We start from the raw sequence: 14,166 nt of genomic DNA on the forward strand, positions 1-14,166 counted from the left end.
CGCTTGCGCACCCTCTGACGGAATGACGGTCCAGCTCTCGTCCACCAGATCCCGAGCATCAGCCTCGAAGGCTACAAGCGAAATCATGGCCAGCGAAGGCGCACCCAATGCAATGGCAATGGGCCTCAAATTGAACCGATACTTCATGAAATATCCACCTGATATATTTTCAAATCCTACGATTGAATGATGTCGGCGGGAGAGCCCACCGCAAGAGGAGGCAGAGACTACGGATACAATCGCCAATCGTATGTAGGAATAATCTTTTTCCTATATGGAATTCGTCTTACTCATTTTGAAAAAAAGGGCGGATGTATCCGCCCCCAAAGGTATTGATTCAATCAGCGGCGACGATTGGGAGTCCCTTCGCAGTAGTTCGCATCAGAGAGCAGCGTTACCTTCTTCCGGTTCATGTCAGAAGGTACCGGTTCGCCAGCCACAGGCACTTCGAACCAGACGGTGAGAGAACCGGATGGCAGTCCGGATGCTTGCGTTGGTTGAATGGGCTTGATGTATTTCAAGTACGGAATATTGATCACAAACTCTCCATCCGGTTCACTGCCTTGAATCCGGTACGGCATCTGAAACTCGGTTCCTGGTATTACGTCTGTCCCATCCAGTTCTTTTGCACCATAAGAATGAACAGTCACAATAGTACCTGCTGGCATATAAGCGGAAATGATTTAACCGTCACAGGCAGCCAAATATCCGAGGTACCTTCATTACCGTCAAAACTCAGGCAATTGACATCACCTTTAGCATTGAGCCGGAATGTAGGTTGAGGAAACGTAATACGTTCTTTTGCGACTTCAACCTCTTGCGGCTCCGACGACATCGTATTTCGGCCATCGACATACTGAATGTCCCACGACGCGTTGTTAAATCCAGGACCGACACTTTCAATAATTGAAGCGGGAATTTGCTGCTTGATTTCAGTCTCCCCACCCAACAGTAAGATAGGTCCTATCTTGTGCCCTGCGTAGATTAAAAAGCACTGTTCATTCGCCTCTGGCTCCCAAGTGTCACCCGCTGCCTTCATCGGGGTACTGATCCAGACGGGGCCTTTCAGATCTTCTGCCGTGATTTTGTTGGGGGTCAGGGAATCCCCCATAACGGTCACTTTGGCCATTTGTTTGCTGACCCGATCTGGAAGTTCATCACCCTTATCCGGTCCGGCAGTAACGAAGTCAATGATAGCGTGGGTATCCATTGAAGTACGTGGAAGAGCACCGTGACGTATGAACTCGTAATACGCCCTCACCTCTACTTCGATATCAGAAGTACCAAACAAGGGTTTAAGGTGTTCGTGGTAGTACAGTTCGAACTGTAGCCGCGACTGGCCACCCAAATCCTGTTCACCGACAAAGATCGGGATCCCCCCCGTCCTGGGCGCAAGATAGAGTTTGATTATATCGGTATTCAGGCCATTATCCGGGCGCGGCACCTCGGCATAGACACGCCCCTCGAGGTCTTTTAGGTCAAGTGCATCCGGTTTGATTGCAGTCGGAATTTCGACGGGTTTAAGCACGGCATCAGGCTGGATTCTTACCGTGATTGTACGTTCAAGAGAAACCAGACTGAAATTCCCAACAAGGTCTTTCAATCGGTAGAACAGATACCACGTGCCATTAGTCAGAGGAGCGGGAATGTCTGCTACCGGAAATCGTACCTGGCCGCTAGGAGGCAATGAAATCTTGATGACTTCCTTCGGAGGTGCTGTTTGTGAATAGGTATCATCGAACCAGACTTCGACTTCATCATCCTGTCGATAATAGCTAAAGGCCGTTGAAATATTACATTCGACGTGAGTGTTGCGAAGTAACCAGTCGCTGTCCAGGTCCTTGCCGGGCGCAGGGTTTGTGAACGTGGCCCTTACAGGGTTGCTTACGACACCTGTTTGCTTGTTCTTATAGGGTTGGAATCTGTCAACCTTTATCGATAGATACTGCGGGGTCGTTGGGTTCTGAGTGTCCCCGTTTATAACTCTGATGCCTATTTCCCAATCCGTGGCCGACTTACTGGCATCGTCGTCCAGCAACTCACTGGAAAGAAATTTGACCTCTAACGGCCATACACGATCAGCAATTGGCCCGAGATTGCCAGTGCCCACAGTCTTCGTCGCCCCCGTACGCGGGTTACGCAAGCGAATTTGATAGTAGTCGGCAGCATCGGGTCTAGTAGAGTCATATGACTCCAACTTGACAGTAATCTCCGTCAGATCGAGCAATGCTTTCGGTACATGATTTTCGGACAGCAGACCATCCATAAGCGTCTTGCCTGCGAGCGTACCGGGATCATCCAATCTTAAAAACCGAAGTTCATCTCGAGATTTTTCCGCCAGTTCCCGTTTACCAAGGCTCAGCAGGCCCAGATTTTCTTTAGCCGTCATTTCATGTACTCCATCACTGATGAGCTAATTTTTTGCGCTCAAGCCAATTCATGCCCAAGAACACATTACCGTTGCCCCGCTATTTCATTGCCGGCGCAATACCGAAGCGGGTCTCCACGTTCGCAAGACTTCTGGAGTCGTGACTCACCAAGCGTTGTTCAAAATTAAACGCCCTATCCCCGACACCGGCTACTGTCAGATCTGACAGGTCTAACGACCGTCTGTCGGTATAATCCGACTTTTCCTACAATTTCCTTCGTCGATGAGCTTGACGTTCAGGTGCGCCTGGTGTCTTCTGAAACCGGTTTCAGCGCCAGCCACAACAACTCAAACAACAGGGCTTCACACCGTGACTATTTTTTCCGCCGCCCAGCGCGGCCGCGTCACCATGCTCGATGTTGCCGAGCACGCCAGGGTCTCGAAGGCCAGCGTGTCGCGCTTTATTGGCGAAGACCGGGCCTTGCTGTCCGAGGCTACTGCCAAACGCATCGAGCAAGCGATCAGTGAACTGGGCTATCGCCCGAACCAGATGGCTCGCGGCTTGAAACGCGGGCGAACCCGCCTGATCGGCATGCTGGTAGCCGATATCCGCAACCCCTATTCGATTGCCGTGATGCATGGCGTGGAAACCGCCTGCCGTCAGCACGGCTACAGCCTGGTGGTGTGCAACACCGACCGCGACGATGAACAGGAACGCCAGCATCTGGCGGCACTGCGCTCGTACAACATCGAAGGCTTGATCGTGAACACCCTTGGCCATCACCTTGATGAGCTGCGCGAGTTGCACCGTGAACTGCCGATGGTGCTGGTGGATCGCAAGGTCGATCTGCTGGACAGCGACCTGGTCGGGCTGGACAACCCGGCGGCGGTCGAGATGGCGCTGGATCATCTTGAAGCACGCGGCTATCGCGACATTGTGTTGGTCAGCGAACCCTTCGACGGCACCAGCTCACGGATTGAGCGGGTCAACAGTTTCAAGGGGCAGATCGAGCAGCGCACGCTGCTGAGCGGTGCAGTGGTTGAGACCGGCAGCGAGCTGAACGCACAGCTGAAATCCTTCCTGGCCACCCCCGGCCCCGGTCCGAAAGCACTGTTTTGCGCCAACGGTATTGCCGCGTTGGCCGGCACCCGCGCCTTGCGCGAGTTGGGTTGCAGGTTGTTTGAAGACATCGGCTTGATCGCCCTCGACGACCTCGACTGGTACCCGCTGGTGGGCAGCGGCATTACCGCCCTCGCCCAGCCAACGGCAGAGATTGGCGCGAGCGCGTTCGAGTGTTTGCTCAAGCGCTTGCGCGGCGATGACGGGCCGGCGCGGACCCTGGATTTTGCGGCGCGGTTGATTGAGCGTGGGTCGACGCGTGGGAGTTTGGTGTGATGCTTATGGCCCCATCGCGAGCAGGCTCGCTCCCACAGGAAATCGCGGTGACGCTCTTGTGGGAGCGAGCCTGCTCGCGATGGGGCCCTTAAGGTCACTGCATAAATCAATGACTGACTCTTTTTTTGAACAAAAATGAAACCGGTTTCAGAGGTACAAAACAATGAATAAACCACCCGTTTCCATCAGTCTTTCCAGCTACGGTGCCGAGCTGGTTCGCCAGCGTGGGCAGTTGGGTTTTGTCGAGTTGCTGGCCGCTGCCGGCGCTGATCGCATTGAGCTGCGTGAAGAACTGCTCACCGATGAAGTGCCGTCGCAAGTGGCTGCGGCCATCGAATACCACGGCTTGGCTTGCGTGTTTTCTTCACCGCTGGAACTGTGGCTGACAGGACAGGAGCAGCCCCATCCAGAATTGCCGGATACCTTAAGGCGAGCCCGGGCGTTTGGCGCCAAGTGGCTGAAGATCTCGCTGGGTGACTTCACCGACACTCACTCCCTGTCGGCGCTGGCCTCCAGTCTGTCCCAGAGTCCGGTGCAGTTGCTGGTGGAAAATGACCAGACCTTGCAGGGTGGACGCATCGAGCCGTTCCAGCGGTTTTTCAGCGCAGTTGAAGCGCATGCGCTGCCGGTGCAGATGACCTTCGATATCGGCAACTGGCAATGGCAGGACCAATCCGCCGCCAGCGCCGCATGCCTGCTGGGCCGGCATGTCGGCTATGTGCATTGCAAAGCGGTCCGTCGCCGTGCCGACGGCAAGCTGGTCGCCATACCGCCCTCGCTTGATGATTTGCACGAATGGGCACAGCACCTGCAGCACATGCCCCAAGGGGTTATGCGGGCGGTGGAATATCCGTTGCAAGGTGCCGACCTGGTGCAGTTGACCGCCGAGCATGTCGCCACCCTCGCCCGCCTGGGTCAGGCACGGCTGGAGAGCGCTCATGTCTGAGATCGATATTCTGTCGTTTGGCGAAACCATGGCGATGTTTGTCGCCGAACAGAGCGGTGATCTGGCCGACGTTGCGCAGTTCCACAAACGCATTGCCGGCGCCGACAGCAATGTCGCGATCGGTCTGTCGCGACTGGGGTTCAAGGTGTCCTGGCTGAGCCGGGTCGGTGCGGATTCGCTGGGCCGTTTTGTGGTCGACACCCTGGAGCAGGAAGGTCTGGATTGCCGTTTCGTCGAGACCGACCCCGCGCAGCCGACCGGTTTCCAGCTCAAGTCACGTGCCGACGATGGCCGCGATCCTCACGTCGAATACTTCCGCCGGGGTTCGGCGGCCAGTCTTCTGTCCGTGCAGTCGATCGTGCCTGAACTGCTTCAAGCCCGACATCTGCACGCCACCGGCATTGTGCCGGCGCTGTCCGAGTCGGCGCGGCAGATGTCTTTCGAATTGATGACGCGCATGCGCGAAGCCGGGCGCAGCGTCTCGTTCGACCCGAACCTGCGCCCGACGCTGTGGGGCAACGAACAGCAGATGATCGGCGAAATCAATCGCCTCGCCGCCTTGGCCCATTGGGTGCTGCCGGGCTTGAGCGAGGGACGCTTGCTCACAGGATTCGAGGACCCGGCCGACATTGCGGCGTTTTATCTGGATCTGGGCGCCGAGGCGGTGGTGATCAAACTCGGCCCTGACGGCGCCTATTACCGCACCCGACATGATCAGGGTTTCGTACCGGGTGTGCCCGTGACCAACGTCGTGGACACGGTGGGTGCCGGCGATGGTTTTGCGGTCGGGATGATCAGCGCGTTGCTGGAGAATTTCAGCCTCCCCGATGCCGTGCGGCGGGCCAACTGGATTGGCAGCCGTGCGGTGCAGAGCCGGGGGGATATGGAGGGGTTGCCGACCCGGGCCGAGTTATTGGCTGGGTCTGAGGCCGCCAATCGCGAGCAGGCTCGCTCCCACAGGGGATCTGTTTCAGACACGAATTCTGTGACCGACACCAATCAAATGTGGGAAGAGCCGGGCGACGTTCGTCTGCTCGCGATGAGGCCCTGACTGTCACCGCATTACCTGAACCAGAACCGTTACCTGCTGCGACAAAAACAACAAGCTCAGGAGCACTGCCATGCAAACGCTGAACCTCGCCACCCGCCGCTGGTGGTACATCATGCCGATCGTGTTTATCACCTACAGCCTGGCGTATCTGGACCGCGCCAACTACGGTTTTGCCGCCGCCTCCGGGATGGCCGCCGACCTGATGATCACACCGGGACTGTCCTCGCTGCTCGGTGCGCTGTTCTTTCTCGGGTATTTTTTCTTCCAGGTACCGGGGGCGATCTACGCGCAAAAACACAGCGTAAAGAAACTGATCTTCGTCAGCCTGATCCTCTGGGGTGGCCTCGCCACGTTGACCGGCATCGTCTCCAACGCCTACATGCTGGTTGCCATCCGCTTTCTGCTGGGCGTGGTCGAAGCCGCGGTGATGCCGGCGATGCTGGTTTACCTGTGCCACTGGTTCACCCGCGCCGAACGCTCGCGGGCCAATACGTTTCTGATCCTCGGCAACCCGGTGACCATGCTCTGGATGTCGGTGGTGTCGGGGTATCTGGTGCAGCATTTCAGCTGGCGCTGGATGTTTATCGTCGAAGGGTTGCCGGCGGTGCTCTGGGCGTTTATCTGGTGGCGCCTGGCCGATGATCGGCCTGCCGACGCCAAGTGGCTGAGCAACGAGCAGAAGCAAGACCTGCAAAGCGCCCTCGCCGCTGAACAGGTCGGGATCAAAGCGGTGAAGAATTACGCCGAAGCGTTCCGCTCGCCCAAAGTGATCATCCTGGCCTTGCAGTTTTTCTGCTGGAGCATCGGTGTTTACGGGTTTGTACTGTGGTTGCCGTCGATCCTCAAACACGGTGCGCAGATGAACATGATCGAAGCCGGCTGGCTGTCGGCGCTGCCGTATCTGGCGGCGGTGATTGCGATGCTCGGGGTGTCCTGGGGCTCGGACCGGATTCAGCGGCGCAAACGCTTTGTCTGGCCGCCGTTGTTGATCGCCTCGATCGCGTTTTACGCCTCCTATGCACTCGGCGCCGAGCACTTCTGGTGGTCCTACGCGCTGCTGGTGATCGCCGGCGCCTGCATGTACGCCCCGTACGGTCCGTTTTTTGCCATCGTCCCGGAGATCCTGCCGGTCAACGTCGCCGGCGGTGCCATGGCGCTGATCAACAGCATGGGCGCGCTTGGCTCGTTTGGCGGGTCGTATCTGGTCGGCTATTTGAACAGCGCCACCGGCTCGCCCGGCGCCTCTTACCTGTTGATGAGCGCAGCCTTGATGCTCTCGGTGATCCTGACGATTTTCCTCAAGCCCGGCGCCAGCGACCGGGCCCAACCCTCGCGTGCAACGGCCCGGCCCGTGGCGGCGCACTCCTGAATTGAACAAGAGACTGATCGGATGAAAAAGCAGGTCGTGCTGTACAAAAAGCTCTCTGCGCCACTCATGGCCCGCCTGCATGAACAGGCTGAGGTGACGCTGATCGACAGCCTTGACGCCGAGGGCCTGCAGCGCTTGCGCGAAGCGCTGCCCAGCGCCCACGGCTTGCTGGGTGCCAGCCTGAAGCTGGACGCCGAATTGCTCGACCTTGCGCCACGCTTGCAGGCTATCGCCAGTGTCTCGGTCGGCGTCGACAACTACGACATCGACTACCTGAACCGCCGACAGATCCTGCTCAGCAATACCCCGGACGTGTTGACCGAAACCACCGCCGACACCGGTTTTGCGCTGATTCTGGCGACGGCCCGGCGCGTGGTCGAGTTGGCCAATCTGGTGCGTGCCGGGCAATGGAACCGCAACATCGGCCCGGCGCATTTCGGCACCGATGTGCATGGCAAGACCTTGGGCATTATCGGCATGGGCCGCATCGGCGAGGCGTTGGCCCAGCGTGGGCACTTCGGTTTCGGGATGCCGATTCTCTATCACAGCCACAGTCCGAAACCTGCGGTGGAGCAACGCTTTAACGCGCGGTACCGCAGCCTACCAGCGCTGCTGCAACAGGCCGATTTTGTCTGCCTGACATTACCGCTGACCGCTGAAACCGAAGGATTGATCGGCGCCGAGCAGTTTGCACTGATGCGCCCGGAGAGCATTTTTATCAATATCTCCCGAGGCAAAGTGGTCGATGAGGCGGCGTTGATCGAAGCGTTGCGCCAAGGGCAGATTCGCGCGGCGGGGCTGGATGTGTTCGAACGTGAACCACTGGATCACCACTCGCCGTTGTTGCAGTTGAACAACGTGGTGGCGACCCCGCATATTGGCTCTGCAACCCACGAAACCCGCGAGGCCATGGCCCGCTGTGCGGTCGACAATTTGCTGGCGGCGCTGGCGGGTGAACGGCCGGCGAATCTGGTGAATGCTGTTGCGTGGAAAGTTTGATGGTGTTGGCGATCATTAGATAGCTATCGCGAGCAGGCTCGCTCCCACATTGGATCTATGTCGTACACAAAATCTGTGTTCACTAAAGATCTAGTGTGGGAGCGAGCCTGCTCCGGGCGGCGATCCGACGATGAGGCCATCAAATCCAGCACAAAGCTTCAGACCGATCAGGCCCGGCGGGACTCCAGCAATTCAGCTGCACACCGCACAATCCGGCGGCAGGCTTCGGCCAACTGCTGTTGGTCGAGCACCAGGCCAATGCGGATATGCCCCGCCGCACTCGGCCCGAACGCTTCGCCGGCGAGCACCGACACGGCATAACCTTCCAGCAGTTTTTCGGCGAATGCCTGCGCACCGACCCCGGTCTGGCGCACATCGACCATCACGAACATCCCGCCATCCGGAATCACCGGGCTGATGCCCGGGCAGTCGCCCAGGCGCGCGCACACCAGATCACGCCGCGCACGGTATTCGTTGCGCATCAGCGCAAGTTCCGGCAAATCAGCCTCCAGTGCCACCCGCGCTGCGTTCTGCACGAAGTCGGGAATGCCAAAGAGCATGCACAGCGAAAGGTTCTCCAGGTGTTCAGTCAAGGGTTTCGGACCGATCACCCAACCGACTCGCCAGCCCGTCATGGCGTGAGACTTCGACAGACTGTTCACGGTCGCCGTACGTTCGGCCATCCCCGGCAAGCTGGCCGGACTGATGTGCTCCCCCTCATATAACAGTTCGCTGTAGACCTCATCGCTGATCAGCCACAAGTCATGCTTGACGCACAAACGCGCCAACGCCTGCCAGATCGCCAGCGACAGGCTTGCCCCGGAAGGATTGTTCGGACTGTTGAGCAAAATGGCGCGTGTCCTGGGAGTGATCCGTGCAGCGACGTCCGCCGGGTCAACGCGAAATCCGTTTTCCGGCCGCACCGCGATGGGTATCACCTTCGCCCCGCAGGCACCGAACACGCCTTCGTAGGTCACGTACATCGGTTCGGCGACCAGCACCTCGTCACCCGGGTCGAGCAAACATTGCACCACCGAGTACACCGCACACTGCGCGCCCGGCAGCACCAGCACATGATCGGCATCGACCACCTGTCCGCTGCGCCGGGTGTGACGACGGGCGATGCTGGTGCGCAGCGACCGCGTGCCGCGCACCTCCGAATAATGGGTATCGCCAGCCAGCAAGCTGTCGATGGCCGCCTGCACGATCGGCTTCGGCGTATCGAAATCCGGGTCGCCGACCGACAGCAGCAGGACATCGACGCCCTGCTCGCGCAACTCCAGCGCTCGGTAGTGAATCTGCCAGGCATCGGCTCCGTCGCCGGCGATTCGTTGGGTCAAGGCTGAATAGCGCATGTACTTCTCCTGTCGCGCGAGTTCCACATTCAACCCTATCTCAAATCACGAAACTCGCCACCATGGCATTCAAATCCACCGCCAGGCGCGACAACTCATGGCTGGCGGCGCTGGTCTGGTTGGCACCAGCCGCCGATTGCGTGGCCAGGTCGCGGATGTTCACCAGGTTGCGGTCCACTTCGCGCGACACCTGCGCCTGTTCTTCCGAGGCGCTGGCGATCACCAGGTTGCGCTCGTTGATCTGGTGGATCGACTGGGTGATTTGCTCCAGCGCCACTCCGGCCGCACGGGCCAGTTCCAAGGTCGTGTGCGTGCGCTGGTTGCTTTGCTGCATGGAGTCGACCGCTTCGCCGGTGCCGTTTTGAATCCCGGCGACCATTTTTTCGATTTCCTGGGTCGATTGCGCCGTGCGATGCGCCAAGGCGCGGACCTCGTCTGCTACCACCGCAAAACCGCGTCCGGCTTCACCGGCACGCGCGGCTTCGATGGCCGCGTTAAGTGCCAGCAGGTTGGTCTGCTCGGCAATTGCCCGGATCACGTCCAGCACCTTGCCGATATCGCGGCCCTGCGTGGCCAGGCCTTCAATCATCAGCGAGGTGCTTTGTACGTCATGGGTCATGGTCTGAATGGCGTTGACGGTTTCCACCACGCGGTCGCGACCTTCACGGGCGGCCTGGGTCGATTGATTCGACGCCTCGGAGGTGGACACCGCGTTGCGTGCGACTTCTTCCACGGCGGCGGTCATTTCATTGACAGCGGTCGCGGCCTGTTCGATCTCGTTGTTTTGCTGTTGCAGACCACGCGACGCTTCCTCGGTCACGGCGCTGAGTTCTTCTGCGGCAGCCCCCAGTTGATTGGCGGAACCGGCTATTTGCTCGATGGTCTTGCGCAAGTTGGCCTGCATGGTCGACAAGGCGCCGAGCAAACGCGCCGGTTCGTCCTTGCCATCGACTTCGATGGATTTGGTGAGGTTACCGCCGGCAATCGACTCAGCAGCGGCGACTGCACGGTTCAGTGGTGTGACGATGCTGCGGGTCAGCAGCCAGGCCAGCAACACCGTCACCAATGCGGCAAACACCGAAACCGCGATGATGCCGTTGGTAGCGAAAGAATACTGGTCGCCCGCTACAGCATCGGCCTCGGTTGCGCCCGCCTTGTTAATGTCGATCAGCTTGTTCAACTGCACACCCATCAGATCGGTACCGTCCTTGATCCGCGTATTGATCAGGTTGCGCAGGTCATCGACTTTGTTCTGCCGCGACAGCTCCATCATCTGGCTTTGGGCTTGCAGATAGCTGTCCAGGGTAGCGGCAAAGGTTTTAGTCAGCGCCGTTTCTTCCGGGCCTGCTGGCAAGGCCTCATAACCTTTCTGAGCTTGCCTGACTTTGTTGACCAGCTCATTGATGCGGGTTTCTGCTTCCTGCAACCCGGCGGCTTCACGATTGACCAGCACGCGAAACGACAGAATGCGCAAGCGCAGGACGTTCTCGGTGATGTTCCCAAGGAAGGCTACGCTGGGTAGCTGATTGCTTTCCATGTCGATGGAGGCCTGGCGGATGATCGACATACGGTTCACGGCAAAGATGCCGAGCACGATCACCAGCAACGCAATGAACGCAAAACCCAGGAACGCTCGAGGCGCGATATTCATATTACGTATGGACATAGGATGACTCTCGGGTAGTGATGTCTTCGAGCATCCATGCAGTGAACGCTGACAGGCAGAAAGTTGCGCCCGGCGTGCAGGTAGGCGACTTTTATTTGAGGGGTTATGCGCCTATACCCTGTATCGGCAGGGCTTTAGGTTTTATGGAGGGTTGAGCGAAATATATTTCTGGGCAGGAGACGTGTTTCAGTGGTGAAACACTGCTCCTATCTGTGGCGAGGGAGCTTGCTCCCGCTCGGTGGCGAAGCCGCCGTAAGCCTTTACTTTATTTTTTTCCATTTCGGGGCCGCTTCGCGTCCCAGCGGGACGGTGCGGCGTTCCGACAAGCTCCCTCGCCAAAAAGGACCGTGTTCAGTGCTTATGTACCGCCATGCGCCAGACGCGGGCGATGTCCCGGGCGCGATCCTGTAGCAGGCGCGGGGCGTCGACGCAGGCTTGCTCCAGCGTCATTGGCCCGGATGCGAGGGCGAATGCCGCGTCCACGCCATGTTCGTACATCTGCTGGTAGCCCTCGCCGAGCGTGCCGGCAATCACGATCACCGGCACGCCCTGTTGCCGGGCGATACGCGCCACGCCAAACGGGGTTTTGCCGCGCAAGGTCTGGGCATCGAAGCGGCCCTCGCCGGTGATCACCAGGTCTGCATCACGTACCGCCTCTTCCAGGCCGACCAGATCGGCAACCACTTCTACACCGGCGCGAAATTGCGCGCCAAGAAACGCCTTGGCCGCAAACCCCAGACCGCCCGCGGCGCCACTGCCCGGTTCGTCACGCAGATCCTTTCCCAGCGCTTGGGCGCAGATCCCGGCGAAATGCCCAAGGGCCTGATCCAGTTGTTGAACCTGCTCGAGCAATGCACCTTTCTGTGGACCGAATATCGCTGAGGCACCATGAGGACCGCACAACGGGTTGTTGACGTCAGCGGCGATCTCGAAGCGCACGCTGGCCAGACGCGGGTCCATTTCACTCAGGTCGATCCGTGCCAGTTGCGCCAATGCCAAGCCACCCGGTTGCAATGTCTGGCCCTGGGCATCGAGCAGTCGCACACCCAGCGCCTGCAACGCACCGGCACCTGCGTCGTTGGTGGCACTGCCGCCGATGGCCAGGATGATCCGCTGCGCCCCTGCATCGAGTGCCGCACGGATCAGTTCGCCCGTGCCGAAGGTGCTGCTGATGCACGCATCGCGTTGACCCAGCGGCACCAACTGCAAGCCGCTGGCTTCGGCCATTTCGATGATCGCGGTGTGAGTGTGGGGCAGCCAGCCCCAGTGCGCGTCGACCTGTATACCGAGCGGACCCTGCACGCTGGCGCTGCGCAGCTCACCTTCGCAGGCAGCGAGAATCGACTCGACCGTCCCTTCTCCGCCATCAGCCATCGGACACTTGACCAGCGTCGCGTCCGGCCAGACCTCGGCCAGGCCCAGCGCAATGGCAGTGGCCACGGCTTCGGCGCTGAGGCTGTCCTTGAACGAATCAGGGGCGATGACGATTTTCATGTGAATTCTCCAGTTCCAATGGAGCCCATGCTGCCAGTTGATATGAACAATAACGCCGGTCCGTTGCACAAGTGCAGCAGGGGTTTATTGTTCATTCTCACAAAACCCACAAGGATTGGCAGTGAAACAAAATGTTGTGAACCTTGCCGATCCATTGTGGGAGCGAGCCTGCTCGCGATGGCGATGTGTCAGTCGCCATGGATATTGGATGTGATGACCTCTTCGCGAGCAGGCTCGCTCCCACAGGGATTTATGTCGTTCACGGTTTGGCGTCTGTCTCGGGCAGCAATTGCACGCCCAGGTACAGCGCGAGCATGCCGTCGAGGCGCATCGGGTCAACGCCACTGAGTTCGGCAATGCGCTCCATGCGGTAACGCAAGCTGTTGCGGTGAATGCCCAACGCATCGGCACAGGCCTGGCTTTGGCCATCGTGTTCGCACCAGCTTCGTAACGTTGCCAACAGTTGGCCGTTGCTGTCCTTGGCGATGACTTTGCGCAGAGGCGTGAGCAACTCGTCCAGCGCATCGTCGTTGCGATGACGCCAGAGCATGACCGGCAATCGATAGCGGTTGAGTATCAGCAAACGGGTTTTTGGCAGCACATCGCGCCCATAGGCCAGCAAGTCGCCGACCCGTCGATAGCAGCGGCGCAAGCCTTGCAAACCATCGGCCTGGCCACCCACGGCAATACGCAGAATGTTCCAGCCCTGGCCCTCGAGTTTTTCCAACAAGCGCTCGTTGTCCACCACTTGCGTGGTCGGCCGGCACCACAGCAACGACGACTTCGCGGAGCTCACGCACCAACTGTCGGGATAGCGTGAGATCAGCCAGGCACTCAAGGCCTCGGCGGTTTGCCCCGCGCCATGCTCCAGGCCCAACTCGAACAAATAAGGTGTGCGCGACATCTGCGGCTTGAGGCCCATTTGCTGAGCTTCGTCGATCAGCCGTGGTGAATCCCCGGCCTCGCTGAGCAGCAACGCCAACAGGTCATCGCAACGCTGGCGACGCCATTGCTGCTCGGCCTGCTGGTTGCGCTGGCCGACCAGCATCTCGGCCGTCATGCGCACCAGTTCGGCATAGGTACGCAGTTGCTCGGGCTCACCGGTAATACCCAACACGCCAATCAAACGCTGATCGAGCAGCAACGGCAGATTGATCCCCGGCTGCACACCTTTGAGGTGCACGGCGGTCTGCGCGTCGATTTCCACCACGCGCCCATTCGCCAGCACCAGTTGCGCACCTTCGTGCCGGGTGTTGATCCGCTCCGGCTCGCCACTGCCGAGGATCAGCCCCTGGCTGTCCATGACATTGACGTTGTACGGCAGAATGGCCATCGCACGGTCGACGATATCCTGCGCCAGATCGTGATCGAGTTCGAACATGCGGCTAATCCTTGAAAACGTGCGGCGATTGATTGTTCACCCGCACAGGCTGTTGGCGCAAACCCTGTGCTCAGGCACAAAGACATCCGCGTAGGGGTGACCGAGACTCTCCAGGCGACCAACGTTACCCTTGCCTCGCAA

The 14,166-nt window shown here is 59.1% G+C and carries 11 protein-coding genes and 1 pseudogene; 5 read left to right on the plus strand and 7 right to left on the minus strand.

The window, feature by feature from the left end:
* Nucleotides 1-341: 341 nt before the first annotated feature.
* Both AC1DIH_RS14580 and AC1DIH_RS14585 read right to left on the minus strand, forming a co-directional pair.
* Nucleotides 342-650, minus strand: coding sequence for a hypothetical protein (locus AC1DIH_RS14580; protein ID WP_477772202.1), 309 nt, complete (start codon nucleotides 648-650; stop codon nucleotides 342-344).
* Complete coding sequence (locus AC1DIH_RS14585) at nucleotides 647-2,389, minus strand: hypothetical protein (RefSeq protein WP_477772203.1); 1,743 nt, start codon at nucleotides 2,387-2,389, stop codon at nucleotides 647-649. Before AC1DIH_RS14585 ends, AC1DIH_RS14580 begins: the two co-directional genes overlap by 4 nt.
* Nucleotides 2,390-2,777: 388 nt before the next feature.
* Here AC1DIH_RS14585 and AC1DIH_RS14590 point away from each other — a divergent pair, with 388 nt between their 5' ends.
* The 5 genes from AC1DIH_RS14590 to AC1DIH_RS14610 all read left to right on the plus strand — a co-directional run bounded on the left by AC1DIH_RS14590 (nucleotide 2,778) and on the right by AC1DIH_RS14610 (nucleotide 8,129).
* Entirely contained in the window at nucleotides 2,778-3,764 is a 987-nt protein-coding gene (locus AC1DIH_RS14590; protein WP_477772278.1) for a LacI family DNA-binding transcriptional regulator, read from the plus strand.
* 163 nt (nucleotides 3,765-3,927) lie between these two features.
* Nucleotides 3,928-4,710, plus strand: a complete 783-nt coding sequence (locus tag AC1DIH_RS14595) for a sugar phosphate isomerase/epimerase family protein (protein WP_477772204.1) — start codon at nucleotides 3,928-3,930, stop codon at nucleotides 4,708-4,710.
* Nucleotides 4,703-5,761 (plus strand): sugar kinase, encoded by a 1,059-nt coding sequence (locus AC1DIH_RS14600; RefSeq protein ID WP_477772205.1) that lies wholly within the window; start codon nucleotides 4,703-4,705, stop codon nucleotides 5,759-5,761. Before AC1DIH_RS14595 ends, AC1DIH_RS14600 begins: the two co-directional genes overlap by 8 nt.
* 70 nt (nucleotides 5,762-5,831) lie before the next feature.
* Nucleotides 5,832-7,130 (plus strand): MFS transporter, encoded by a 1,299-nt coding sequence (locus AC1DIH_RS14605; RefSeq protein ID WP_477772206.1) that lies wholly within the window; start codon nucleotides 5,832-5,834, stop codon nucleotides 7,128-7,130.
* A 21-nt stretch (nucleotides 7,131-7,151) separates the two neighbouring features.
* A complete protein-coding gene (locus AC1DIH_RS14610; protein ID WP_477772207.1) occupies nucleotides 7,152-8,129 on the plus strand; it encodes a 2-hydroxyacid dehydrogenase in 978 nt (325 codons plus the stop codon).
* 167 nt (nucleotides 8,130-8,296) lie between these two features.
* Here the strand turns inward: AC1DIH_RS14610 and AC1DIH_RS14615 are convergent, their stop codons facing one another.
* The 5 genes and pseudogenes from AC1DIH_RS14615 to AC1DIH_RS14635 all read right to left on the minus strand — a co-directional run bounded on the left by AC1DIH_RS14615 (nucleotide 8,297) and on the right by AC1DIH_RS14635 (nucleotide 14,025).
* Nucleotides 8,297-9,484 carry a pyridoxal phosphate-dependent aminotransferase gene (locus tag AC1DIH_RS14615; RefSeq protein WP_477772208.1) on the minus strand — a complete coding sequence of 396 codons (1,188 nt, stop codon included), beginning with the start codon at nucleotides 9,482-9,484 and terminating at the stop codon, nucleotides 8,297-8,299.
* Nucleotides 9,485-9,524: 40 nt separating this feature from the next.
* A complete protein-coding gene (locus AC1DIH_RS14620; RefSeq protein WP_477772279.1) occupies nucleotides 9,525-10,388 on the minus strand; it encodes a methyl-accepting chemotaxis protein in 864 nt (287 codons plus the stop codon).
* Nucleotides 10,383-11,150: pseudogene (locus AC1DIH_RS14625) on the minus strand (MCP four helix bundle domain-containing protein); the annotation flags it as partial. The pseudogene AC1DIH_RS14625 and the gene AC1DIH_RS14620, both read right to left, overlap by 6 nt.
* A gap of 351 nt (nucleotides 11,151-11,501) precedes the next feature.
* Nucleotides 11,502-12,644 (minus strand): glycerate kinase, encoded by a 1,143-nt coding sequence (locus AC1DIH_RS14630; protein ID WP_477772209.1) that lies wholly within the window; start codon nucleotides 12,642-12,644, stop codon nucleotides 11,502-11,504.
* Between the two features lie 259 nt (nucleotides 12,645-12,903).
* A complete protein-coding gene (locus AC1DIH_RS14635; protein ID WP_477772210.1) occupies nucleotides 12,904-14,025 on the minus strand; it encodes a sugar diacid recognition domain-containing protein in 1,122 nt (373 codons plus the stop codon).
* Nucleotides 14,026-14,166: the final 141 nt, after the last annotated feature.

It is taken from the genome of Pseudomonas sp. 05N36 (assembly GCF_056397385.1).

Bases quoted from the DNA above. Each gene is read 5' to 3' on its own strand.
- AC1DIH_RS14630 (WP_477772209.1), bottom strand. From the start codon at position 12,644: ATGAAAATCGTCATCGCCCCTGATTCGTTCAAGGACAGCCTCAGCGCC.
- AC1DIH_RS14620 (WP_477772279.1), bottom strand. From the start codon at position 10,388: ATGCAGGCCAACTTGCGCAAGACCATCGAGCAAATAGCCGGTTCCGCC.
- AC1DIH_RS14595 (WP_477772204.1), top strand. From the start codon at position 3,928: ATGAATAAACCACCCGTTTCCATCAGTCTTTCCAGCTACGGTGCCGAG.
- AC1DIH_RS14590 (WP_477772278.1), top strand. From the start codon at position 2,778: ATGCTCGATGTTGCCGAGCACGCCAGGGTCTCGAAGGCCAGCGTGTCG.
- AC1DIH_RS14585 (WP_477772203.1), bottom strand. From the start codon at position 2,389: ATGACGGCTAAAGAAAATCTGGGCCTGCTGAGCCTTGGTAAACGGGAA.
- AC1DIH_RS14615 (WP_477772208.1), bottom strand. From the start codon at position 9,484: ATGCGCTATTCAGCCTTGACCCAACGAATCGCCGGCGACGGAGCCGAT.
- AC1DIH_RS14600 (WP_477772205.1), top strand. From the start codon at position 4,703: ATGTCTGAGATCGATATTCTGTCGTTTGGCGAAACCATGGCGATGTTT.
- AC1DIH_RS14610 (WP_477772207.1), top strand. From the start codon at position 7,152: ATGAAAAAGCAGGTCGTGCTGTACAAAAAGCTCTCTGCGCCACTCATG.
- AC1DIH_RS14605 (WP_477772206.1), top strand. From the start codon at position 5,832: ATGCAAACGCTGAACCTCGCCACCCGCCGCTGGTGGTACATCATGCCG.
- AC1DIH_RS14635 (WP_477772210.1), bottom strand. From the start codon at position 14,025: ATGTTCGAACTCGATCACGATCTGGCGCAGGATATCGTCGACCGTGCG.